This is a genomic window from Streptomyces sp. ISL-43 (assembly GCF_018614195.1).
Classification (GTDB): Bacteria; Actinomycetota; Actinomycetes; order Streptomycetales; family Streptomycetaceae; genus Streptomyces.
Genome location: NZ_JAGGOT010000008.1, coordinates 73,380 through 95,703, shown reverse-complemented (window position 1 = coordinate 95,703; position 22,324 = coordinate 73,380). Strand labels below are relative to the sequence as shown.

The 22,324-nt window shown below is 71.7% G+C and carries 21 protein-coding genes; 9 read left to right on the top strand and 12 right to left on the bottom strand.

Features of this window, described 5'->3' with window-relative positions; genetic code table 11:
- Window positions 1–24: 24 nt before the first annotated feature.
- The 6 genes from J7F03_RS04285 to J7F03_RS04260 form a co-directional block, all read right to left on the bottom strand.
- Entirely contained in the window at window positions 25–2,871 is a 2,847-nt protein-coding gene (locus J7F03_RS04285) for an FtsX-like permease family protein (RefSeq protein WP_214947278.1), read from the bottom strand.
- Complete coding sequence (locus J7F03_RS04280; protein ID WP_214947277.1) at window positions 2,868–3,599, bottom strand: ABC transporter ATP-binding protein; 732 nt, start codon at window positions 3,597–3,599, stop codon at window positions 2,868–2,870. Before J7F03_RS04280 ends, J7F03_RS04285 begins: the two co-directional genes overlap by 4 nt.
- Before the next feature lie 32 nt (window positions 3,600–3,631).
- Window positions 3,632–4,315 (bottom strand): PadR family transcriptional regulator, encoded by a 684-nt coding sequence (locus tag J7F03_RS04275; protein ID WP_214947276.1) that lies wholly within the window; start codon window positions 4,313–4,315, stop codon window positions 3,632–3,634.
- 130 nt (window positions 4,316–4,445) lie between these two features.
- Window positions 4,446–4,904 (bottom strand): hypothetical protein, encoded by a 459-nt coding sequence (locus J7F03_RS04270; RefSeq protein ID WP_214947275.1) that lies wholly within the window; start codon window positions 4,902–4,904, stop codon window positions 4,446–4,448.
- A 145-nt stretch (window positions 4,905–5,049) separates the two neighbouring features.
- Window positions 5,050–5,472, bottom strand: a complete 423-nt coding sequence (locus J7F03_RS04265; RefSeq protein ID WP_214947274.1) for a hypothetical protein — start codon at window positions 5,470–5,472, stop codon at window positions 5,050–5,052.
- Between the two features lie 130 nt (window positions 5,473–5,602).
- Window positions 5,603–7,282: a Stk1 family PASTA domain-containing Ser/Thr kinase gene (locus J7F03_RS04260; protein ID WP_214947273.1), complete on the bottom strand. Its 1,680-nt coding sequence runs from the start codon at window positions 7,280–7,282 to the stop codon at window positions 5,603–5,605.
- 231 nt (window positions 7,283–7,513) lie between these two features.
- Between J7F03_RS04260 and J7F03_RS04255 the strand changes: the two genes are divergently transcribed.
- Window positions 7,514–9,097 carry a protein kinase gene (locus J7F03_RS04255; protein ID WP_214947272.1) on the top strand — a complete coding sequence of 528 codons (1,584 nt, stop codon included), beginning with the start codon at window positions 7,514–7,516 and terminating at the stop codon, window positions 9,095–9,097.
- A 79-nt stretch (window positions 9,098–9,176) separates the two neighbouring features.
- Here the strand turns inward: J7F03_RS04255 and J7F03_RS04250 are convergent, their stop codons facing one another.
- A complete protein-coding gene (locus J7F03_RS04250) occupies window positions 9,177–9,593 on the bottom strand; it encodes a pyridoxamine 5'-phosphate oxidase family protein (protein ID WP_214947271.1) in 417 nt (138 codons plus the stop codon).
- 183 nt (window positions 9,594–9,776) lie between these two features.
- On the bottom strand, window positions 9,777–10,448 hold the full coding sequence (locus tag J7F03_RS04245) for a response regulator transcription factor (protein WP_214947270.1): 672 nt from the start codon (window positions 10,446–10,448) through the stop codon (window positions 9,777–9,779).
- A gap of 590 nt (window positions 10,449–11,038) precedes the next feature.
- Between J7F03_RS04245 and pdhA the strand changes: the two genes are divergently transcribed.
- From pdhA to J7F03_RS04220, 5 genes are all read left to right on the top strand, one after another.
- Window positions 11,039–12,247, top strand: a complete 1,209-nt coding sequence (gene pdhA / locus J7F03_RS04240) for a pyruvate dehydrogenase (acetyl-transferring) E1 component subunit alpha (protein ID WP_214947269.1) — start codon at window positions 11,039–11,041, stop codon at window positions 12,245–12,247.
- Window positions 12,248–12,252: 5 nt separating this feature from the next.
- Window positions 12,253–13,233, top strand: a complete 981-nt coding sequence (locus tag J7F03_RS04235; RefSeq protein ID WP_214947268.1) for an alpha-ketoacid dehydrogenase subunit beta — start codon at window positions 12,253–12,255, stop codon at window positions 13,231–13,233.
- Window positions 13,234–13,264: 31 nt separating this feature from the next.
- A complete protein-coding gene (locus tag J7F03_RS04230; RefSeq protein ID WP_214947449.1) occupies window positions 13,265–14,716 on the top strand; it encodes a dihydrolipoamide acetyltransferase family protein in 1,452 nt (483 codons plus the stop codon).
- A 120-nt stretch (window positions 14,717–14,836) separates the two neighbouring features.
- Window positions 14,837–15,778 (top strand): GNAT family N-acetyltransferase, encoded by a 942-nt coding sequence (locus J7F03_RS04225; protein ID WP_214947267.1) that lies wholly within the window; start codon window positions 14,837–14,839, stop codon window positions 15,776–15,778.
- A 414-nt stretch (window positions 15,779–16,192) separates the two neighbouring features.
- Window positions 16,193–16,942, top strand: coding sequence for a hypothetical protein (locus tag J7F03_RS04220; RefSeq protein WP_214947266.1), 750 nt, complete (start codon window positions 16,193–16,195; stop codon window positions 16,940–16,942).
- Window positions 16,943–16,961: 19 nt separating this feature from the next.
- Here the strand turns inward: J7F03_RS04220 and J7F03_RS04215 are convergent, their stop codons facing one another.
- Window positions 16,962–17,372 (bottom strand): PPOX class F420-dependent oxidoreductase, encoded by a 411-nt coding sequence (locus J7F03_RS04215; RefSeq protein ID WP_214947265.1) that lies wholly within the window; start codon window positions 17,370–17,372, stop codon window positions 16,962–16,964.
- A 205-nt stretch (window positions 17,373–17,577) separates the two neighbouring features.
- On the opposite strand from J7F03_RS04215, the gene J7F03_RS04210 reads away from it, so the two are divergent.
- Window positions 17,578–18,804: a DUF418 domain-containing protein gene (locus tag J7F03_RS04210; RefSeq protein WP_308379054.1), complete on the top strand. Its 1,227-nt coding sequence runs from the start codon at window positions 17,578–17,580 to the stop codon at window positions 18,802–18,804.
- Between the two features lie 25 nt (window positions 18,805–18,829).
- Entirely contained in the window at window positions 18,830–19,213 is a 384-nt protein-coding gene (locus J7F03_RS04205; RefSeq protein ID WP_214947264.1) for a VOC family protein, read from the top strand.
- An 18-nt stretch (window positions 19,214–19,231) separates the two neighbouring features.
- Here J7F03_RS04205 and J7F03_RS04200 read toward each other — a convergent pair whose 3' ends face one another.
- Window positions 19,232–19,792 (bottom strand): GNAT family N-acetyltransferase, encoded by a 561-nt coding sequence (locus tag J7F03_RS04200; RefSeq protein WP_251071401.1) that lies wholly within the window; start codon window positions 19,790–19,792, stop codon window positions 19,232–19,234.
- A 491-nt stretch (window positions 19,793–20,283) separates the two neighbouring features.
- On the opposite strand from J7F03_RS04200, the gene J7F03_RS04195 reads away from it, so the two are divergent.
- Complete coding sequence (locus tag J7F03_RS04195; RefSeq protein WP_214947263.1) at window positions 20,284–20,802, top strand: DUF5956 family protein; 519 nt, start codon at window positions 20,284–20,286, stop codon at window positions 20,800–20,802.
- A 37-nt stretch (window positions 20,803–20,839) separates the two neighbouring features.
- On the opposite strand, the gene J7F03_RS04190 is transcribed toward J7F03_RS04195, so the two are convergent.
- Together J7F03_RS04190 and J7F03_RS04185 are read right to left on the bottom strand one after the other, a co-directional pair.
- Entirely contained in the window at window positions 20,840–21,526 is a 687-nt protein-coding gene (locus tag J7F03_RS04190; protein WP_214947262.1) for a hypothetical protein, read from the bottom strand.
- A gap of 275 nt (window positions 21,527–21,801) precedes the next feature.
- Window positions 21,802–22,218 (bottom strand): ATP-binding protein, encoded by a 417-nt coding sequence (locus tag J7F03_RS04185; protein ID WP_214947261.1) that lies wholly within the window; start codon window positions 22,216–22,218, stop codon window positions 21,802–21,804.
- Window positions 22,219–22,324 lie beyond the last annotated feature (106 nt).

Here is a 22,324-nt window from a genome sequence, read left to right as displayed (position 1 = left end):
ACGGCCGCAGGCGGCCGTCGCGCGTCAGACCTCGCGCCGCGCCAGCGCCCCGCTGGAACGGGTGACCAGGGCCGCCAGCAGCGCCGCGCCCAGCGGTACCGCGACCAGCAGCCCGGCCAGCGTGGTCCACGGCACCGCGATCGGCACGTACGGCACGGCCTCGGAGGCCGCCGCGTAGCCGTTCTCGATGCCCGACCGCACCATGTCGGCCATGGCCCGCCGCTCGGTGAGGCGCAGTCCGACCGCGGGCAGGATCCCGGCCGCCGAGCCGAGGACGACGCCCATCATGGCGACCACCCCGCACTGGAAGCCGCTGAGCGTGCGCCGCACCCGCGGCGGCGCTCCGACCGCCGCCAGGGTCTTCAGGTCGCCTTCGGCGTCCGCCTGGGCCAGTCCGGTGGCGATGCCGGCCGCGCCGATGGTGACCAGGCCCGCGAAGACGGTCAGGGCGAGCATGGCCAGGCTGTCGTCGCCCTCGTAGCCCTTCTCGATCCGTACGGACGCGTCCAGGCCCATCTTGTCGAGGGCACCGTCCAGCCGCTGGCGCTGCTCGGAGCTCGCCTCACCGTCGAGGGTGAAGTACGAGCCGAAGGGGGCGGTGGCGATTCCGGCGCTCTTCGCGGCGGAGGGCGGCAGCACAAGCTCCACGCCGTAGCCGTTCGCCGTCTCGGGTGCCTGGTGGGTGGCGAACACCTTGTCCTCGCCGGGCTCCGGATCACCGGGGGCCGCGGAGCCCCCGTCCCGGCCCATGATCAGCCGGACGGTGACCTTGCCGTCGAGCACGTTCTGCTTCTTGAAGGAGACGGCCTTGCCCGCCTTCAGCGCGGACACCGCAGCCGGATCCTCGACGGCCAGGACGGAGAGCAGCTTCTCGTCGGCGACGACCAGGGGGGCCCGGACGCCGAAGCGCTGGTCCTTGCACCGCCAGTCGTTGCGCAGCTCCTTCTGTCGTTCCAGGCTGAAGGAACTGGGGCCGTTCTCGGCCGTGAAGAGGGGGCAGCGCTGTTCCTTCGGGATGACGATCTCGGCCCGCCCGCAGTCCGGGCTGGAGGAGTACGTGGAACAGCCCGGCTTGCCGACGGCGGGGCGTTCCACGTCGGCCCGTACGGCCAGCGGGAGTTCCTTCGATAGGGCCTCGCGCATCTGGGTGACGTCCCGGAAGGCGGAGTTCTCGTTGGTCTCGATCAGCCCGGTCCCGTAGGGCAGCTCGGCGACGTACTCGTGCCGCGCCTGGATCTCCTTGCTGTGCTGGTACGTGGCCACGGCGACGGTGCCGGCGACGGCGGCCAGGACGGCGGCCACGGCGGGTGCCGTACGGCCCCGGTTGCGGACGGCGTCGCGCAGTGCGAGCCGGGGCGAGAGCGGCAGCCACCGTCCGGCCCGCCCGAACAGGCCGACCAGCGTGGGGGTGAGGGCGACGACGCCGAGCTCGGCGATGGCGCTGCCGCCGGCGACCACCGTGGAGCCCATGCCGGACACGGTGCCGAACAGGGCGATGGCGGCGCCGCCCGCGATGGCGAGCAGGCCGAGGACGGGCAGCACCCGGTTGGCCCGGCGCACGCCGCGACGGCCGGTGAGGGAGGCGAGCACGGTCTGCCGGGAGGCGGTGACGGCCGGGACGATGGCGGCCAGCAGCCCGGTCAGGACGGCGAGCAGGCCGATGGCGAGGAGTTCCAGCGGGCGGACGTCGAAGCCGCCGAAGCGCTTGCCGATCGTGTCTTCCAGCACCGGCCGGAGCCCGATGGTGAGGGCCACGCCGATGACGGTGCCGCTGACGGCCGCCGCGGCGCCGATGACGAGGCCGCCGGAGAGCACGATGGCCCGGATGTGCCGCCGGTCGCCGCCGTTGGCGCCGACCAGGCCGAGCTGGCGGCGCGAGCGCCGGGCGCCGACCGCGAAGGCGGGTCCGGCCAGCAGGCAGATCTCCAGCATGGCGAGGCCGACGACGGTGGAGACGATGGCGAGTTCGGTGGCTCCGATGACGGCGCCGGGCCGCCACTGGTCATTGGGCTGCTCCTTGTAGAGCGGCACCTCGGAGTCGGCCGGCGGGTTCAGCAGGACGGCGCGCGATTCGACGAGCAGCCGCTTGGCGTTGGCCTGCATGACCATGTTCCACGTGAAACCGTCGCCGCCGACCTTCACCAGATAGTCGTCGCGTGCGCGCAGGCCCTGGCTGCCGGCGGCCTTCAGGTCCCGGTCGAGCGGGGCGATCAGGGTGCCGGCCGTCGCGAGGAGCTGCGGCCGCTTCAGCGCGTCGGGCATCTCGTAGGCGCCCACGATCTTGTACGAGGTGGTCGACTCGCGCGGGGTCACGCTGGAGCCGACGAAGTAACCGGACTCCTCCAGGAAGGCGTTGGTGGCCATGACCTCGCCCGCCGCCTGCGGCAGCCGGCCGCGGTCCAGCTTCCACAGCCCCTTGACCAGCGGGTGCGCAGGGTCCACTTCCCGCAGTTCGGTCTCCAGGATCCCGTACCGGGTACGGACCTTCCCGTAGGACAGGCTGTCCTTGACGGCCTGGGCGCCGGCCGGGAGTTCCGGCGCGGGCTTGGTGACTTCGTCCCGCCCGGCCCCGACGGACGGGTCGTACTTGTCGAATCCGCCGACCGGGGCGTAATTCTGGGCGTCGGGGCTCTGGTAGAGCGCCGTGCTCATTTCCGGGTCGCTCACCTTGGCGTCGGCTGCGCCGAGCAGCCGCTCCATGCGCTGCTCGGCGGAGAGCTGGGAACTGCGCACGGTGAGGTCGACGGCGCTCACGCCGACGATGGGCAGGGCGATCATGGCGAGGACGAGGGCGCTGCGGCCCTTGGAGCGCCAGGCGTCGCGGCGGGCTATCCGGATGGCCGCGATCCAGGAGTGGTACGAAGCGATCACTGAGCGGCCGCCTGCCCGGTGAGCAGGGAGTCGGCCTGGCTGCGCAGGGTCTCGTCGACGACGCTGCCGTCGCGCAGGAACACCACGCGGTCGGCCCACGCCGCGAAGCGCGGCTCGTGCGTGACCAGGATTCCGGCCGCGCCGGCCTCGCAGCGCGAGCGCAGCAGGGCGAGTACGGATTCCCCGGTCTCGGAGTCGAGGGCGCCGGTCGGCTCGTCGGCGAGGACGAGGCGGCGGTCGCCCACGAGGGCGCGGGCGATGGCCACGCGCTGCTGCTGCCCGCCGGACATCTCGTCGGGGAAGCGGTCGGCGAGCTGCCCGAGGTTCATCTCCTCCAGGGCCGCGAGCGAGGAGACGCGGGCCTTGCGGGCGGAGACGCCGTCGAGTTCGAGCGGCAGGGCGACGTTCTCGGCCGCGGTGAGGGCGGGGATCAGGTTGTAGTCCTGGAAGACGTACCCGATGCTGCGGCGGCGCAGGGCGGCGAGCTGCTTGCGGCTGGCGGTGGTGATGTCGGTGCCTTCGACGATCACCTTGCCGCTGCTCGGGGTGTCGAGTCCGCCGGCGAGGGTCAGCAGCGTGGACTTGCCGGACCCGGAGGGGCCCATGACGGCGACGAGTTCGCCGGGATACACGCTGAGGTTGATCCCGCGCAGGGCGTGCACCTCGGTGGCGCCGCTGCCGTGGGTGCGGACGAGCTGGTCCAGCTGCAATACGGGCTGGTCGGGCATGAAGGGTCCCCCCTGGGACGTGGTGCGGTTGTTCAGCCCCGCCGCGTGCGGGCGGTACGGGGCAGAGGCCGGTCGGTGGTCGTGGTCGAGATGGCAGTGGTGGTGGCCTCGGCGGGCCCGCCCGGGCCGCGGCCCTCGGGTGGCTCGGCCTCGGCCGGTGCGAGCTCGCGGTTCGCGGAGAGCCGTACGAGCCGGGATTCGCAGTGGTCGAGCCAGCGGGCCTCGGCCTCGGTCTGGAAGATCAGCTGTTCCAGGACCAGCAGCCAGGCGATGTCGTCGCGTTCGCTGCCGCCCCCCGTCTCGATGGCGGTGAGCGCCTGTGCTTTGAGGCGGGTGTAGTCCTGCATGGCGTGGACGGTGGCGTGCCGCTGGGCCTGGATGACGGCGCGGATGTTCACGCCGGGGGCGCCGACGGCCATGGCGAGTTTGATGGCGAGTTCGTCGCGGGGCGGGTTGGCCCGGTCGACGGGGCGCTCGAACCACTCGCGCAGTTCGCGGCGGCCGGTCTCGGTGATGGCGTAGAGGGTGTGCCCGGCGGTGTCCTCGCCGCCGGGGGCGACGAGGCCGTCGCGCTCCAGGCGCGCGAGGGTGGTGTACACCTGCCCGACGTTGAGCGGCCAGGTGGAACCGGTGCGGGACTCGAACTCGGTGCGGAGTTGGGAGCCGTACCGAGGGCCCCGTTCCAGCAGGGCGAGAAGGCCGTGGCGGATCGACATACTCAGTATGTATACCGAGTATGCCCCTCGCCGCAACCATCTTGAGGCCTACGCCGCGAGGGGGAGGAGGGGGCTCCGTACGTCTCGGGAGGGACCCGGGGCGGGCCCGGGGGCGGGTTCTCGGCGGGGTCTAGCGCCCTCGGCGCAGTCGCATCCCCATGAAGCCGAGACCGGTCCCCATCAGGGCGAACCCCGTTCCGAGGGGCAGCATGTGCGCGGCCAGATCGGCGGCGCGCTCGTTCGGCTCGGTGCCGAGCGCGCCGGCCACCGCCGGCACGGAGAGGGCCAGGGGATCCGGCGGGGCGGGCTCGGGGCGCGGGCGCACCGGCACGGGGCGCGAGACGACCACGGCCTCGGGGTTGGCGGGCTCGGACACCGGCAGCCCGGGCCGCTCCCGACCGGCCCCGGCGGCGCTTCCGGCGAGCTCCTCGAACACCGGGTCCGCCGGGTCGCCGGCGTCGTCCGCGTACGACGGCGCGGCGGTGCGGGCGGCGTGCGCGGGACCGGCGTGCGCGGGCGCCGTGGCCAGCAGCGAGGCGGTCACCATCGCGGCCCCGGCGGTCCAGCGCAGCGCGCGGGCGTATGTCACGCACTCAGATTTGCACAACGGGACAAAACCGGCATCCCGTACGGGCCGTACGGGATGGCCGCGTCGGCCGGCCGTGAGCGACCGGCCCTGTGGAGCCGGCCGTGAGCGACCGGCCCTGGGGAGCCGGCCGCAGGCACCGGCCCGATCAGAAGTACGGGTTGCGCACGGACCCGGACCCGCACAGGGTCCGGTAGCCCGCGTCGTTGAACGCCGCCGCGTGCACTCCGACGCGCACGATGCCCCGGCCGTCCCGCAGGTCGGTCTCCCAGGTGCGGCTGCTCCCGGCCCCGCCCTTGTTGAAGCGCCACGGCCATTCGTGCGAGTGGCCGGCGTTGTCCAGGGTGTAGAGCTGGACCGCCGCGACCCGGGAGTCGTCGGCGGTGTCCACCGACGTGAGGGTGACGTGGATGATGGCGGAGCCGTCCAGCCACGTCCAGTCGGCGCTGCCGTAGGCGCCGGTGGTGTCGCAGCTCGACGAGGGCCTGGCGGCCGAGGCGGGCGAGACGGCGAGCAGGCCGGCCGCCACCGCGGCGGCGGCGCCGGTCAGGACGCGGGCGAGGTTCGGCAAGAGGACTCCCGGAGGTTCGGCGGTCTGTCCTGCGCGTATGTATCAGAACCGGGACCACCCGGGCGAACTCCCCTTCACCACAACGTGTTACCGCCCCCGCGTCACCGCTCCGCGCCTGCGGCCCGCCGCGTCACTCCGGGTTGCCCGTCGAGATCCACAGGGTGAAGGTGGTGTTCTTCGGGTCGATCTTGTCGTCGCCGGCGGGCTGCTGCTCGATGACCGTTCCCTCGCCGTAGACCGCCTCGTCCCGGGGCTTCTCCTCGTACTTCCAGCCGCCGGCCCGGATGCACGCCTTCACCGAGACCTGGTTCATGTACCGGAAGTCCGGCGCCCGCACCTTGGTCGCGTCGCTGAAGTCCTTCGAGGGTTCCTTGCACTTCGAGGCGTCGATCGTGCGGGAGAGGTCCGGCCCCTTGTGCCCGGTCTTCGCCGGACCGGACGGCGACGTCGAGGAGCCCGGGGTCGCCGTCCCGCCCTTGTTCTTGTCGCCGCCCATGTTCAGCACGGCGATCAGCCCGCCGATGGCCAGCAGCGCCACCACGACGGCGCCCACCACGAGCGGGGTGTTCTTCTTCCCGGCGGCGCCCCCGCCGGTCTGCCCCTGCACGTGCTGCCCGCCCTGCGGCGAGATCGAGTACGGGGGCGGGGTCGACGCCGCGTACGGCTGCGGAGCCGGCGTCTGGTGCTGCTGTGGGTACCCGTACGAGCCCGGCGCGGGCGTCTGCGCGGGCGGCGGGGCCGGCGCGTACGAGTACGGCGTCGGGGTCTGCGGGGCCTGGTACGGCTGCTGCAGCGAGTGCGGCGGGGCCTGGAGGCCGGATTCCACCGGCGGGAACACGGCCGAGCCGAGCCCGGCACCGCTGTTGGTCGGGTGCGAGCCGGGGACGATGACCGGGGCCCCGGTCTGCCCGGCGCCCGCCACTCGCGCCACCTCGTCGAGCATGGCCGCCGCCGTGGGGAAACGCTCGTTCGGGTTCTTCTTCAGGGCCCGCGCCACCAGGGCGTCCATCGCCGGGGTCACGGAGCGGTTGATGGAGGACGGGGCGACCGGGTCCTCCTGCACGTGCGCGTACGCCATGCCCAGCGCCGAGTCCGCGACGAAGGGGACCCGCCCGGTCAGCAGCTCGAAGAGCATGATGCCGACCGCGTACAAGTCGGAGCGGGCGTCCACGGCCCGGCCGAGCGCCTGCTCGGGGGAGAGGTACTGCGGGGTGCCGACGACCATGCCGGTCTGCGTCATCGAGGTGACCCCCGACTGCATGGCCCGCGCGATGCCGAAGTCCATCACCTTGACCACGCCGCGCCGCGTCATCATGACGTTGCCCGGCTTGATGTCGCGGTGGACCAGCCCCATCTCGTGGCTGCTCTCCAGGGCGGCCAGCACGTCGGCCGTCACCTTCAGCGCCTTGTCGGCCGGCATGGCCCCGTACTGCGTGATGTCCCCGTGCAGGACGGAGCCGAGCGGCTGCCCCTCGACGTACTCCATGACGATGTACGGCATGACCGCGCCGTCGTCCCGGCCGGGGTCGGCGAAGGTGACCACGCCCTCGCCGGTGTCGAACACCGAGACGATGTTGGTGTGCGACAGTTTCGCAACAGCCTGGGCCTCGCGGCGGAAGCGTTCGCGGAAGGACTGCTCGCGTCCGAGCTCGCTGTGCAGCGTCTTGATCGCGACCTGCCGGTCGAGCGCGGAGTCGTAGGCGAGGTACACGGAAGCCATCCCGCCCTCGCCGAGCAGATCCCTTAGCTGGTAACGGCCACCGGCAAGAGAGCCGCCCGCGTATTGGCCCTGAGTGCCGTCCTGGCTCATGACTGTTGCTTCCCCTCGGGATGTGTCCCTACGCGTCCGGCTGAGCGCATGTCGCGCCCAGTCTGCCGGAGGGCAAGCACACGTCAAGCCGGGTGCCCGTTCCGTGACCACAAGGTGCCGCGCGGGGTCCTTGTCCGAACGGTGACCGGTTGCGAGGCTGTAGCGTTCATCGGAGCACACGACGAGGACCTACCGCTGAGCGGCGGCCGAGACAGACGACGGTGAGGACTGATGGCACCCGAACCCGAGGGAAGCGGCGCCGGGATGGCCGAAGGTCCTGAGCACTGGGGCGCGGGCGGCCTGGTGGGAGACGGCCGTTACCGGCTGACCCACCGTCTGGGACGCGGCGGCATGGCCGAGGTGTTCGCCGCCGAGGACGTCCGGCTCGGCCGGACCGTGGCCGTCAAACTGCTGCGCCCCGACCTCGCCGAGGACCCGGTCTCCAAGGCCCGCTTCACGCGCGAGGCGCAGTCGGTCGCCGGCCTCAACCACCATGCCGTGGTCGCCGTGTACGACTCGGGCGAGGACCGGGTCGGACCGAACGTCGTCCCCTACATCGTCATGGAACTGGTCGAGGGCCGCACCATCCGCGACCTGCTGATCAGCGCCGAGGCCCCGGGCCCCGACCAGGCGCTGATCATCGTCTCCGGTGTGCTCGAAGCGCTCGCGTACTCGCACCAGCACGGCATCGTGCACCGTGACATCAAGCCCGCCAACGTGATCATCACGGACGCCGGCGCGGTCAAGGTGATGGACTTCGGCATCGCGCGCGCCCTGCACGGCGCGCAGTCGACGATGACTCAGACCGGCATGGTCATGGGCACCCCGCAGTACCTGTCGCCGGAACAGGCCCTCGGCAAGGCCGTGGACCACCGCAGCGACCTGTACGCGACGGGCTGTCTGCTCTACGAACTCCTCGCGCTGCGTCCCCCGTTCACCGGGGAGACCCCGCTGTCGGTGGTCTACCAGCACGTCCAGGACGCGCCGGTCCCGCCCTCGCAGCTGCCCGAGGGCCACTCGATCCCGCAGGAGCTCGACGGGCTCGTCATGCGCTCGCTGGCCAAGGACCCGGACGACCGGTTCCAGAGCGCCGAGGAGATGCGCGGGCTGGTCCAGTACGCCCTGCAGATGCTGCACGACCAGGGATCGAACACCGGCACCTGGAACACCGGCCCGGTCACGATGGCGCTGCCGCACGGGCGCGGCCCCTCGCAGACCACGGCGATGCCGATGCCCGGAGGCCAAGGCCAGCCGCAGTACGGCGCGCACGCCTCGACCTCGCAGTTCCAGCAGCCGATGGTGCCGCCGCTGAACCCGGACGACGGCTCGGCCTTCCCCGGCGGGGGCGCGGGCGGCCAGGGCGGGAACGGCGGGTACGACGGCTACGACGGTTACGACGACCGGGCCGGCGGCGGCCGCTGGAAGCTGTGGCTCTTCGCGGTCCTCGCGGTCCTCGCGGTCGCGGCGGGCGTGGCGTACGCGGCGTACGCGGTCAACGGAATCGGCGGCAAGAGCGCCGATCCGAACACGACGCCGCCGATCACGTCCTCCTCGTCGGCCTCTCCCAGCGGCGGGGCGAGCACCCCGACGCCGGAGAACACGTCGTCGCGGACCCCTGAGTCCTCGCGCTCGTACGACAGCACCTCGCCGTCGGCTTCGCGCACCAAGAGCACGCCGAGCTGGTCGCCGTCGCCGACTCCGACGCCGACCCCGACTCCGACGCCGACCCCGACGCCGACCGCGACGAAGACGCCGAAGCCGACGCCGACCCCGACTTCGACGGTGACCCCCGACGCGCGGAACGTGGAAGAGTGACCCCGCGTCGGTAACCCTGAGTAATGCGAACGGCCCGGCGGAATTCCGCCGGGCCGTTCGCACGGGGGACGACAATCCCTCAGAGCGCGTGCTGGTACTGCCGGTCCAGATTCCCCGCGAGGGTGTGGACGGTGACGAGCTGGGGTTCTATGCGCATGTACACGGGGTCGAAGACCGCGCCGTCCACGAAGTGCGGGCCCGGACCGAAAAGTTCCAGTTCGGCGGTGGTGGGTTCGACGATGTTCGCGGTGCCCGTGAACTGCACCGACCACAACTGGGGATCCGGGGAATTGAAGTTGTCGGCGCCGTAGGAGACCACGCTGCCATTGCAGGCCTGGTGGTAGCCGAAACCGGCGTGCATTCGCAGGACGACCTTGCCGTTCACCACGATGTGGCGGGCGAGGGCGAGGAAGGGCAGCGCGCGCATGCTGGTGGCCACTCGGCCGTACGGCACGCGGCGCAGCAGTTCGATGGCGTGGAGTTCCTCTGGGGACATGTCACCCACTTTCCGGTACCGACACGGCGCCGGAAAAGAGGACCCCGCCCCACACATCGAGGACGTTGGTCCCGAATCAAACAGAGCACCCCGTGGAATAGGGCATCCACGGGGCGTCACACTGCGTCACCTGCGGGGCTGTCGCCCCGGGGGGCTCGGCCGACAAGATCCGAAAGAGACGACCTAGTTCCGCTTCTCGGCCTGCAGGCGGGCCACGTACGCGGCGGCCTGGGAGCGGCGCTCCATGCCCAGCTTGGAGAGCAGGCTGGAGACGTAGTTCTTGATGGTCTTCTCGGCGAGGTGCAGCCGCTCGCCGATCACGCGGTTCGTCAGGCCCTCGCCGATCAGGTCGAGGATCTTGCGCTCCTGGTCGGTGAGGTTGGAGAGCCGGTCGTCGCCCTTGCCGTTCTTGCCGTCGCGCAGCCGCTCCAGCACGCGGGCCGTGGCGACGGGGTCCAGCAGCGACTTGCCGGCCGCGACGTCCCGTACGGCATTGAGCAGCTCATTGCCGCGGATCGCCTTGAGTACGTAGCCCGAGGCCCCGGCCATGATCGCGTCGAAGAGGGCCTCGTCGTCGGCGAACGAGGTGAGCATCAGGCACTTGATGTCGTCGTTCTGCGAGCGCACCTCGCGGCAGACCTCCACGCCGCTGCCGTCGGGCAGCCGGACGTCGAGAACGGCCACGTCCGGGCGGGTGGCGGGGATGCGGACCAGCGCGTCCGCGGCCGTCCCGGCCTCACCGACGATCTCGATGTCGGATTCCATGGACAGCAGCTCGTGCACGCCCCGACGCACCACTTCGTGGTCGTCCAGGAGGAAAACCTTGATCTTTGCCTGACCGTCTTGTGCGCTCATCGACTACCCGTCCGAGTGGTTGTGCGTCCCCGGATGACCACCGGCGGCGACTCAGCAGAAAAGAGCCGCTCGTGTCAAGAGCATGGCTCCTTTCTGCGTCCATCCTAGCGGCGAAGTGCTCTAAGGGGCGCTTTTGAGGGCGGAGCGGGCGCAATCGGAGCAAGCTGACATGTTGCCGCCGCCGGGGTAATCGTGCGGGCGGCTCCAGGGCCGGCCGGACCCGGATAGCGGACGCGCACCGCGCCGCACACGCGTCGCACAAGGGGTCGAGGATTCAAACACTCAAACTCTTCCCTGAAGGTGAAGCCCGGGATAACGTGCCGTTGTTCCGGCCCCCTGCAAGGCTGTGACCAGTGGTTGTTCCCGCTTCAGCCGATTTACTTGGAAATCCAAGCAAAATCGCAGGTCAAACGGGGTTTCGCAGTTATGCGACGCACTGGGTAACGTGCATTGCGCAGGGCACTCGCCGGGGCACCTGTCACGCCTGAATCCCACACCCGAAGCGCACCCACCCCGTGCGCGGGCAGAGATACAGGTGAGCCGCACTGGACCCCGGAGAACCCGGGTGCCGGACCGACGGAGGAGCAATCGTGACCGTGGAGAGCACTGCCGCGCGCAAGCCGCGACGCAGCAGCGGCACCAAGCGGCCGGCCGGCACGGCCAACGCCGCCAAGCCCGCCGCTGCCACCGCGAAGACGCATAACGCCGAGCCCCAGCTCGTACAGCTGCTGACGCCCGAAGGGGAACGGGTCGACGCCGCGGACCATCCCGACGTCGCGGAATTCGCGCCCTTCGTCGCCGACATCACCACCGAGGACCTGCGCGGCCTGTACCGCGACATGGTCATGACCCGCCGTTTCGACGGCGAGGCGACCGCCCTGCAGCGCCAGGGCGAGCTGGGCCTGTGGGCCTCGCTCCTCGGGCAGGAAGCCGCGCAGATCGGCTCCGGCCGGGCGCTGCGCGACGACGACTACGTCTTCCCGACCTACCGCGAGCACGGTGTGGCCTGGTGCCGCGGGGTCGACCCGACCAACCTCCTCGGCATGTTCCGCGGTGTGAACCACGGTGGCTGGGACCCGACCACCAACAACTTCCACCTGTACACGATCGTCATCGGCTCGCAGACGCTGCACGCGACCGGGTACGCGATGGGCGTGGCCAAGGACGGTGCCGACTCGGCCGTCATCGCCTACTTCGGCGACGGCGCGTCCAGCCAGGGCGACGTCGCGGAGGCCTTCACCTTCTCGGCCGTGTACAACTCGCCCGTGGTGTTCTTCTGCCAGAACAACCAGTGGGCGATCTCCGAGCCGACCGAGCGCCAGATGCGCGTGCCGCTCTACCAGCGCGCGCAGGGCTTCGGCTTCCCGGGCGTCCGGGTGGACGGCAACGACGTGCTGGCCTGCCTCGCGGTGACGCGGTGGGCGCTGGAGCGCGCCCGCCGGGGCGAGGGCCCCACGCTGGTCGAGGCGTTCACGTACCGCATGGGTGCGCACACGACCTCCGACGACCCGACGAAGTACCGGCGCGACGAGGAGACGGCGGCCTGGGAGGCCAAGGACCCGATCCTGCGCCTGAAGGCTCACCTGCTGGCCACCGGAGGCGCCGACGAGGCGTACTTCGAGGAGCTGGAGGTGGAGAGCGAGGCGCTCGGCAAGCGGGTGCGCGAGGTCGTGCGCTCGATGCCCGACCCCGACACGATGGCGATCTTCGAGAACGTCTACGCGGACGGGCACGCGCTCGTCGACGAGGAGCGCGCGCAGTTCGCCGCCTACCTCGCGTCCTTCGAAGGCGGGGAGTGACCGTCATGGCCGTACAGAAGCTCACCATCGCCAAGGCGCTCAACGACTCCCTGCGCAAGGCCCTGGAAGAGGACCCCAAGGTCCTGATCATGGGTGAGGACGTCGGCAAGCTCGGCGGCGTCTTCCGCATCACCGACGGACTGCAGAAGGACTTCGGCGAGGAGCGGGTCATCGACACCCCGCTCGCCGAGTCGGGCATCGTCGGCACCGCGATCGGCCTGGCCCTGCGCGGGTACCGGCCGGTCGTGGAGATCCAGTTCGACGGATTCGTCTTCCCGGCGTACGACCAGATCGTCACGCAGCTCGCCAAGATGCACGCGCGCTCGCTCGGCACGATCAAGATGCCGGTCGTCATCCGCATCCCCTACGCGGGCGGCATCGGCGCGGTCGAGCACCACTCGGAGTCCCCGGAGACGCTGTTCGCGCACATCCCCGGCCTGAAGGTGGTCTCCCCGTCGAACGCGAGCGACGCCTACTGGATGCTCCAGCAGGCGATCCTCAGCGACGACCCGGTGATCTTCTTCGAGCCGAAGCGCCGCTACTGGGACAAGGGCGAGGTCGACGTCGAGGCCATCCCGGACGCGCTGCACGGCTCGCGGGTGGCGCGCTCGGGCACCGACATCACCCTGGCGGCCTACGGCCCGATGGTGAAGGTCTGCCTGGAGGCGGCCGCGGCCGCCGCCGAGGAGGGCAAGTCGGTGGAGGTCGTGGACCTGCGCTCGATGTCCCCGATCGACTTCGACGGTCTGCAGGCGTCGGTGGAGCGCACCCGCCGGCTCGTGGTCGTCCACGAGGCGCCGGTGTTCCTCGGTGTGGGTTCGGAGATCGCCGCTCGCATCACGGAGCGGTGCTTCTACCACCTGGAGGCGCCCGTGCTGCGGGTGGGCGGCTACCACGCCCCGTATCCGCCGGCCCGCCTGGAGGACGAGTACCTGCCGGGCCTGGACAGGGTGCTCGACGCAGTCGACCGCTCGCTGGCGTACTGAGGAGAGCCCTGTGACGATCCGCGAATTCAAGATGCCCGATGTGGGCGAGGGCCTCACCGAGGCCGAGATCCTCAAGTGGTACGTCCAGCCCGGTGACACCGTCACCGACGGCCAGGTCGTCTGCGAGGTCGAAACCGCCAAGGCGGCGGTGGAGCTCCCCATCCCCTTCGACGGCGTCGTGCACGCGCTCCTCTTCGAGGAGGGCGTGACGGTCGATGTCGGCCAGGTCATCATCTCGGTCCGGACGGGCCCGGCCGACGAGGCTCCGGCGGCGGCAGCGGCCGAGGCCGTGGCCGCCCCCGCGGCCCCGGTGGCCGCCGAGGCGGCGCCGGAGGCTCCCGCGGCCCGCCAGCCCGTGCTGGTCGGCTACGGAGTCTCCACGGCCTCTACGAAGCGCCGCCCGCGCAAGGCGGCTCCGCAGGCGGCGGTAGCCGCGCGGAACGGCACGGGCGTCGCCGCCCAGGCGGCTGCCCCGGCCGCGCCGACCGTCGCGGTCCCGGCCCAGAACGGCACGGCCTCCGGCGCCGCCAGCGCCAAGGCGCTGGCCAAGCCGCCGGTGCGCAAGCTCGCCAAGGACCTCGGCATCGACCTGGCCGCCGTGGTCCCGACCGGCGAGGGCGGGATCGTGACCCGAGAGGACGTGCACGCGGCCGCCGCGGCCGCGATCACCCCGCAGGCGGCGGCTCCGGCGGCGGCTCCGGCCGCAGCGGCCCCGGCCGCAGCGGCCCCGGCTCCGGCCGCTTCGGTCCAGGCCGCGGTCCAGGCCCCGGCCGAGGCATCCGCGCGGGAGACCCGCATCCCGGTCAAGGGCGTCCGCAAGGTCACCGCCCAGGCCATGGTCGGCTCCGCCTTCACCGCGCCGCACGTCACCGAGTTCATCACCTTCGACGTGACGCGCACGATGAAGCTGGTCCAGGAGCTCAAGGAGGACCCGGACCTCGCCGGTCTGCGGATCAACCCGCTGCTCCTGATCGCCAAGGCCGTCCTCGTGGCCATCCGCCGCAACCCGGACGTCAACGCGTCCTGGGACGAGGCGGCCCAGGAGATCGTGCTCAAGCACTACGTCAACCTGGGCATCGCCGCGGCCACCCCCCGGGGGCTGATCGTCCCGAACATCAAGGACGCCCACGCCAAGACGCTCGGCGAGCTGTCCGGGTCCCTGTCCGCGCTGGTCGCCACGGCCCGCGAGGGCAAGACCTCCCCGGCCGACATGCAGAACGGCACCATCACCATCACCAACGTCGGCGTCTTCGGCGTCGACACCGGCACGCCCATCCTGAACCCCGGCGAGTCCGCGATCCTCGCGGTCGGCGCGATCAAGCTCCAGCCTTGGGTCCACAAGGGCAAGGTCAAGGCCCGCCAGGTCACCACCCTGGCGCTGTCCTTCGACCACCGCCTCATCGACGGCGAACTCGGTTCCCGCTTCCTCGCGGACATCGCCGCCGTCCTGGAGCACCCCCGCCGTCTGATCACCTGGTCCTGACGGCCCGGACCGGCCCCCTGGCACCTGCCCGGGGGCCGGTCCCGGTACGCCGCCCGGCAGCCGCTCCGACGCGGCGAAATGCCCTTGTGGGGGTTTCCGCTGCGGTGTGATCATCGGCCAATGCATTTCCGCGCTGTCACAGCAGACCCCACCGACCTGGACCGCGCCCTCGCCTACCCGGCCGACGGCCCCGTCCCCGCCCTCACCCCCGAGAAGATCTGCGAAGAGTTCGCCGCGGGCCAGATGCGCCCCGAGTGGACCTGGTTCGCCGAGGACGAGAACGGCGAGATCCTGGCCCGCGCGCTGTGGTGGGGCCGTGCCGACAGCGAGCGCCCGATCGCGCTCGACTGCCTCCACGTACGCGGCTCCGTGGCCGACCCGGCCGCCGTCGCCGCCGGACTGCTCGCCGCCGGGCACGAGGCCTTCGGCAAGCTCCCCGACTACAACATCTCGCTGCCGCGCGACTGGCGCACCTCCCCGGACGGCCTGGCCGACGCGGTCGCCTGGCGCCAGAAGGCCGCCGCCTCCTCCGGCCTGGTCCGCGAGATCGAGCGGCTCCGCTTCGAGTGGACCCCCGCCGCCGGTACCGCCGAGCCCACCGGCCGCCTCGTCTTCCGCGAAGGCACGGACGAGGAGTTCCTCGACGCCTTCGTCCGCCTCTCGGCCGGCAGCCTGGACCTGCACACGCAGAACGAGCTGCGCACGATCGACGCCGGGGAACTGGCGCGCGACGACATCGAGTTCTACCTCGACTGCCCCGGCGAGCGCTCCTGGTGGCGCCTGGCCCACCTCCCGGACGGCACCCTCGCCGGCATGGCGATCCCCTCCGCGACCCCGTACCACCGCAACGTCGGCTACCTCGGCGTCGTCCCCGAACAGCGCGGGCAGGGCCTGATCGACGAGATCCTCGCCGAGATCACCCGCTTCCACGCCTCCGAGGGCGCCCAGCGCATCACCGCCACCACGGACACGGTGAACGTCCCGATGGCCGCCGCCTTCACGCGGGCCGGCTACGAGGTCACGGAGATCCGCCTGGTCCTGGAGGCGGCCCAGGGGGCCTGAGGGAACCGACGGGGTCCCCTGACGCGTGAGGGATGAGGACGGGAAGATACCGGCGGTGCGCCCTGGGAGCTGCAGAACTGGCTCGCGCGCTTCGATCCCGACCTGGAGGTCCGGGGCTGGGCCTGGTGGGACCTGACGGCCGCGCCCACGGGGAACGGGGTGCTGCGGCTCTGGACGGACACGTGGGGCGAGCCCTCCTTCGCCTGGGAGGACCTGCGGTGGCTCGCGTACGTGGCGGGCGCGCGGGCGGTGGCGAACCCACGGCTCGTGAAGCCCGAGGCCTGGGCCGGTGAGCTTTCCGTGGGCGGCGGCGGGGATCGTCGACACCAACACCTGGCGGTGAGCCGCCGAAGCCGGAAGTGACCGCGCGCGGAGGCTCCCGGGGCCTCCCGGCCGGGAGAGGGGTGGGGCGGGGTGTCCTTCGCGGAGTTGCAGGTGTGTGCCGTCGAGGCGGCCGATGTCACGGGTGGCGTGTGCGTGGTGCGGTGCATCGGCGGAGTGGCGCGGGCCGGGCAGGTGTACGCGACCGGCGAGCTGCGGACCAGGCTGCGGGGGATCGAGCGGTACGGGCGCACGGTCGGATCCTTCGACGCCGGGCACGTGGCGAAGGTACACCTCACGGGGCCCGTGGTCGCGTTGCTCGCGCGGGGGCAGGTGCTGACGTGCGTACCGCCGACCGGGCACGCGCTGGTGGAGCTGGAGGCGTGGCTGGCCACCGGGCCCCCGCTGCTGGAGGAGCCGGATTCGGAGCAGCTGCGGTCCCTGGCCACGTTCCGGATGCAGGACGAGGGGCTGCCCGACGGGGTGCGGCTGCGCTGGGGCCGCATCGCGCTCGCCGCGCTCGACCGGCTGGGCCGTCCCGAGGAACAGCCGTACGTACGGCACTACTTGCTCCAGCGCTTCGGTCCCGGCGGGGACGGGGATCCGGACCGTGACCCCGCCGCCCTGTGCCGGGACGTGCTGGCCCTCTTCGAGCTGACCCCGGCGCAGGCGGCGGCGCAGGCCCCCGGATGGCGGGACCTGCCGCGCCCCGCCATCCTGCGGCTGCGCCGGATCAAGAACCTGATCCCCTGCATGGCCCCGGCCCGGCCGTACCTCGCGGCGACCGACCCCTTGGCGGTGGCCGTGGACGCCTGGGCGGCGGTGCGGCCGGGGCTTCCGTAGGGGGCCTTCCGCGGGGGCTTCAGCGCGCCGCGCTGCCGAGCACCTTGGCCGGGGTGAGGCGTATGACGACCCGGACGTTCTCGGCCGGGGCGTTCGCATACTCCTCGCCCGCGCCCGGGCCCTCGTACTCCTCCGCGACGCGGACGGCGACGGCCCGGCCGATGTCCTCGGTGACGGTGGCGGTGCCGCGGATCTCGGCGTAGAGCGAGGAGTTGGCCAGGTCGAAGACGGTGAGGCCGATGCGGGGGTCCCCCACGATGTTGCGCTCCTTGCGGCGGCCGCGTTCGGTGGAGATCAGGATCTCGTCCCCGTCCCGGGTCACCCACACCACCGAACTCTGCGGGCTGCCGTCCGGGTTGAGGGTGGCGAGCACAGCGGGGTGCGGGGCGTCGAGGAGCTTTCGTACGGTGTCGTTCAGCACAAGAGTCATGTGGGCACGGTAATGGGGACGCCCGCCCGCCCAAAGCGACTTCGGCGCGGACTCGGGACGACTGGGGCAGGTCGGCCGCGGAGTCGAAGGGCAAGCCGCAGGAACGCGTGGCATCGACCCGAGGAACGCGTGCCCCGGCCCGCCGGGCTACCGTCACCCCAGGAGAAGGGCGCTCCACGCGCCCACGACCACCTGGGGGGAAGCCGTGTCCGCAACGGCTGCTGCGCACGAACGGACAGACCGGTCCGCACGCATACCGGAGGTCGACGCCCTGCGCGGTTTCGCGCTCCTGGGCATCCTGCTGGTCAACGCGCTGATGATGGCCGGCCCGTACGGCCCCGGCGGCGCCGTCGACCCGGACGCGACCACGCTCGACCGGACCGTCGAGGGGGTCGTACAGGCCCTGGTGGTCGGCAAGTTCTACCTGATGTTCTCGTTCCTCTTCGGCTACAGCTTCACCCTCCAGCAGGACTCCGCCGCACGCGACGGCGCGAGCGCCGTTCCCCGGATGCTGCGCCGCTCGCTCGGCCTGCTCGTCCTGGGCTTCCTGCACGCCGTACTGCTGTACACCGGCGACATCCTCATGACCTACGCGCTGCTCGGCCTGGTCCTGATCGCCGCACGGAACTGCTCGCCCGGGGCAGCCCTGCGCGCGGCCCGGATCGTGTACGGATGCGCGAGCGCCTTCCTGCTCCTCCTGGGTCTGGGCTCCCTGTTCATGTCGGACGCGGAGGCGGCCGAACTGAACGAACTCTCCGCGGAAGCCGCCGCACTGGTCGCCGACTACCGCGGCGACCCGGCGTCCGTCGTGCGGGCCAACCTCGGCCAGCTGCCCGACACGCTCCCCGCGGTGCTGCTGATGGGCGGCTTCGTCCTGGCCGCCTTCCTGACCGGCCTGTACTGCGGCAAGCGGCGGCTCCTCGCCGACACGGGGCAGTACGCGGCCCGGATGCGCCGCATCTGCGTGCTCGGCGTCGCCCTGGGCCTGCCCGGCAGCCTCTTCATGGCTCTCGCCGCCGGCGGCGCGCTCGGTCCCCGGTGGAGCCTCCTCGGTTCGGTCGTGGGCACGGTCACGGCCCCCGCGCTCACCGCCGCGTACGTCTGCGGGATGCTCCTCTTCATGAAGACGGCCCGGGGCGAGCGCACGGCAGTACTCCTCGCCCCCGCCGGCCGGATGGCCCTGACGAACTACCTGAGCCAGTCCCTCGTCATGGCCCTCGTCTTCACCGCCTACGGCCTCGCCCTGTACGACCGCCTCGGCGCGGCCGTCGTCGTACTCGGCGCGCTCGTCCTGTACGGGGCCCAACTCGCCCTCAGCAAGCACCTGATGGCCAGGTACCGGTACGGCCCGGTGGAATGGCTGCTGCGCGCGGTCACCCTCGCCCGCCTCCCGCGGAGCCGTGACGAGCGCCGCACCGCGGTCGCGTCCTGAGCCGTGATCGGGAAGGCTGGGACGCATGGTTTCGGTAGTGCAGAACGTAGCGATCGATTGTGCGGATGCCTATGGGCTGGCCCGCTTCTGGAGCGGCGTGACGGGCCGCCCGGTGAATCCGGCCGCCAGACCGGGTGACCTGGATACACAGGTACTGCTGGCAGAGGGCCCGGTGCTGTACTTCAACCAGGTGCCCGAGGCCAAGACGGTCAAGAACCGGATCCACCTGTGTCTGCGCCCCGAGACCTCGCGCGAGCAGGAGGTGGACCGGCTCCTGGGCCTCGGCGCCGTGCTGGTCGCCGATCGCCGCAATCCCGACGGCTCGGGCTGGGCCGTCCTGGCCGATCCCGAAGGCAACGAGTTCTGCGTCCTGCGCAGCGAGTCCGACAAGGCCGCCATGGAACCCTGACCGTGAGCGCTGTCGCCTTCAGCGCCGCAGATCGAGCAGCATCGCGTCACGGAGGTCCGTGCCCTCGCCCCCGGGCCGCGCCTCGCCGATCTTTCGGTATCCCCACGCCCGGTAGGCGGCCGATGCCGCTTCGCTCCCCGGGTGGACGTTCAACAGCACCCGCTCGGCCGCGACGCCGTCGAGCAGCGTCGTGTGCAGCCGTCGCGCGACACCCTGTCCGCGCCACGGTCCGCGCACGGCGAGTTCGATGAGCCCGAAGGTCCGGTGCCCGTCCTCGCGCCGCATGGCGGCGGGCACGGGCTCGGTGAACTCGTCCCACCACACCGTGTCGGGCGGGAGCGACCAGCCGTACGCCATGCCGACCGGCTCGCCCTCCGGGGTACGGGCCAAGGCCGCGCGGAAGGCGGGCTTGCGCGTCTGGACCGGGAAGCGGTGGAAGGCGGCGGCGACGTCGTCCGCGGTCTCGTTGTACGGAGGCTCCGCGAACGCTTCGGCGTAGATCAGCTCGAACGCGTCCGCGGCCCGCAGCGCGGCCGAGCCGTCCATGCGCGCTGTCTCGGTGGTCTCTTGCTGCGTCATGGTGTCCTTTCGGCCGCCCGCCAGGGGATGTTGCGCCAGGGGCTCGCCGGGTCGGTGGTCAGGGTGAGGTGGGTGGCCTGGGAGCCCGCGTACCACTCGCCGAACTCCTCCTCGTCGACGGGCCGGCGAAGTCGGAGGCGAGGACGCGTCGCACGCGCAGTGCGAACTCCCGGACGGGGCTGACCATCCCGGCGGGGAGCAGGCCGCGCAGGACCTGGGCAGGTACACGGTGTGCGCGGACTGCGGCAGGAACTGCTCCCTGCGGGCGAGGCGTCGAGGTGCCCCGCCCGGTCTCCGCGCGCCTTGGCCTCGTACAGCTCGCGCTCGATGGAAATCGGCGCCGTCCACCCATCCATGCGCATCACCCTAACGGGGCCAGCCGGGGCGCTGCCGGGGGTCCTGCCGAGGGCCTGTCGAGTCCGGGAAGGAGGTCCGCCCGGCCCGGACTTCTCCTTCGGGGGATTCGGAAGCGCCGGGAGTATTCTGCCGTCATGTCTTGGGACGAGGATGGACAGCCGCACGGCTTCTCATTGCGTCGGTCGGGGCGCAGCGAGCAGGAACCGGACCGTCTTCCCGAGGTACGTGAGTTGAGGAAGCTCGGCTGGGAGCTGGCTCCGGACGCCCCGTCGTGGGCGTTTCTGCCGTACGTCTGGCCCCAGGGGGCGCGTACCTGGATCCGGGACCGGTCGACCCGGTGGGTGGTCGAAACATGCATGGACGCCCTGCTCGCGATCACCGACGTGAGATGCGAGCCGATGACCGAGGAGGAGCTGCGCGTCATCACGGCCGACGAGGGCACGCTGCTCGCCGACGCCGGGGTTCCGGCGCCGCCGGCAGGCCGGCTGTGGCTCCTGCGCCCCGTGGGGCCGTTTGGAGACCTGGCCGGGCTGCTCGACCACCTTTGTGCCCGCGCCGATGGCGAAGGTGTGGACCTGTCGCTCAGCCGCTCACTCGTGGCACTGTGCGCGAAGGAACTGGCCGCACTCGCCCAAGGGCCGGCCCGGGATTGATTCCCAGGCTGCCTGCTGCCTTCTCCATCGGCAGCTCTCAGGGACGCCAGGGGACTTGGTAGTACTTGCAGGTGCCCGAGTCACAATTGTTCCAGCGGCCGGTGTGGAGCACGCCTGCCTTGAACATCTGGGTGTGCCCCCAGGCGACGAACTCCCCGGAGTGGTCGTCGTGGTAGTTGCGGCTGTCGGTCACCTTGGACTCGTTGGAGGCCAGACGCGTCGGCGACGGCCACCATGCCCGACGCTGGGAGGCGTTGATGTCGTTGAAGTTCACGGTGTTCCTGCCGCAGTAGGCATCGGGCCCGTCCTTGATGTTGATGCGGCAGTCGTTCGTCCAGTTGCCGGGGTTGATCTGCGGTCCGGAGTCGTGGATCAGCAGGCTGCGCCACTGGGGCCAAGGGCCGTTGAATTCCTGTCGGTACACGATGTCGATGGACCCGATGGATCCGTTACGGTCCCCGTATGCGCCGTTTCCCTTGACCTCGGCCGCGTAGCGGCTGATCTCCCGGCCGCAGACGCTGCCGTTCTCGCACCAGGAGTCGTAGTCGTCCGCCGCGGCGCGGGAGGCGGGGGCGGAAGCCGGGGCCGGGGCCGGGGTAATCGTGAAGTCGTCTGCGACGACGGTGGTGCGGTCCGTCGACCGCCCCTGGTTGTCCTCGGTGACCGTCAAGGTGCCGCCGATGCAGGTCCAAGCCGCCGGCCGTTCCGCCTTTGCCTGTTCCATGCATTTCCGCAGACCGTCACCTGTGGAGGGGTCGGGACCGCGCCATGCGTGCGGTGCAGTCCCGGCCGCGTCTGCGGCCGAGGGGGCGAGGATGAGCGGTGCCGCGGCCAAGCCGGCCACGAGCACGCGTACAAGGGTGGGCGCGATCTGCACGGCGTTTCCTCTCGGCCGACAGGGAGGGGGGCGGCCCGAGCGATCTTGGGCCATTGATCGGAAGGGAGGCAAACTCGCCTCCACGGAAGGGTGATCCGACGCGAATGCCCCGCGGCGGCCGCCTATCGGTTGTCCTGGCGGGGGTCGGTCCGCGCCAGTTCTGCCCATACGGTCTTGCCGACGACCCGGTCGGACGCGCCCCAGCGCTCCGAGAGCGCGCTCACGATGTGCAGCCCCCGCCCGAACTGGTCGTCGTCGGCGGCTGCTCGCGGTTCGGGGCGGCGCTCTCCTTTCGGATCGGTGACCTCGATGCGGAGCACTGCTCCGGTGAGCCGGACCTCGACCCGGAAGTACCGGTCCCACACGGAGCCGTGCAGTAGCGCGTTCGTGGTCAGCTCGCTGGTCAGCAGCGCCGCGTCCGCGGCGAGCTCGGGCCGCCCCCACGCCACGGCGAGCCACGCGGTGTGCCGGCGGGCGGTGGGTACGGAGTCCTGGCGGGGCGGGTAGTTCCGTACGTCGCGACGTGTGAGTCCGTCCATTGCTGTGCACCTCCGGTACGGGCGGTGGCATGCCGGTGCCGTCTCGTGGACAGCCCGGTGCGCTTCCGCCAACTGACTCTGTGCGGTGAGTAGTTCGTCACTGACC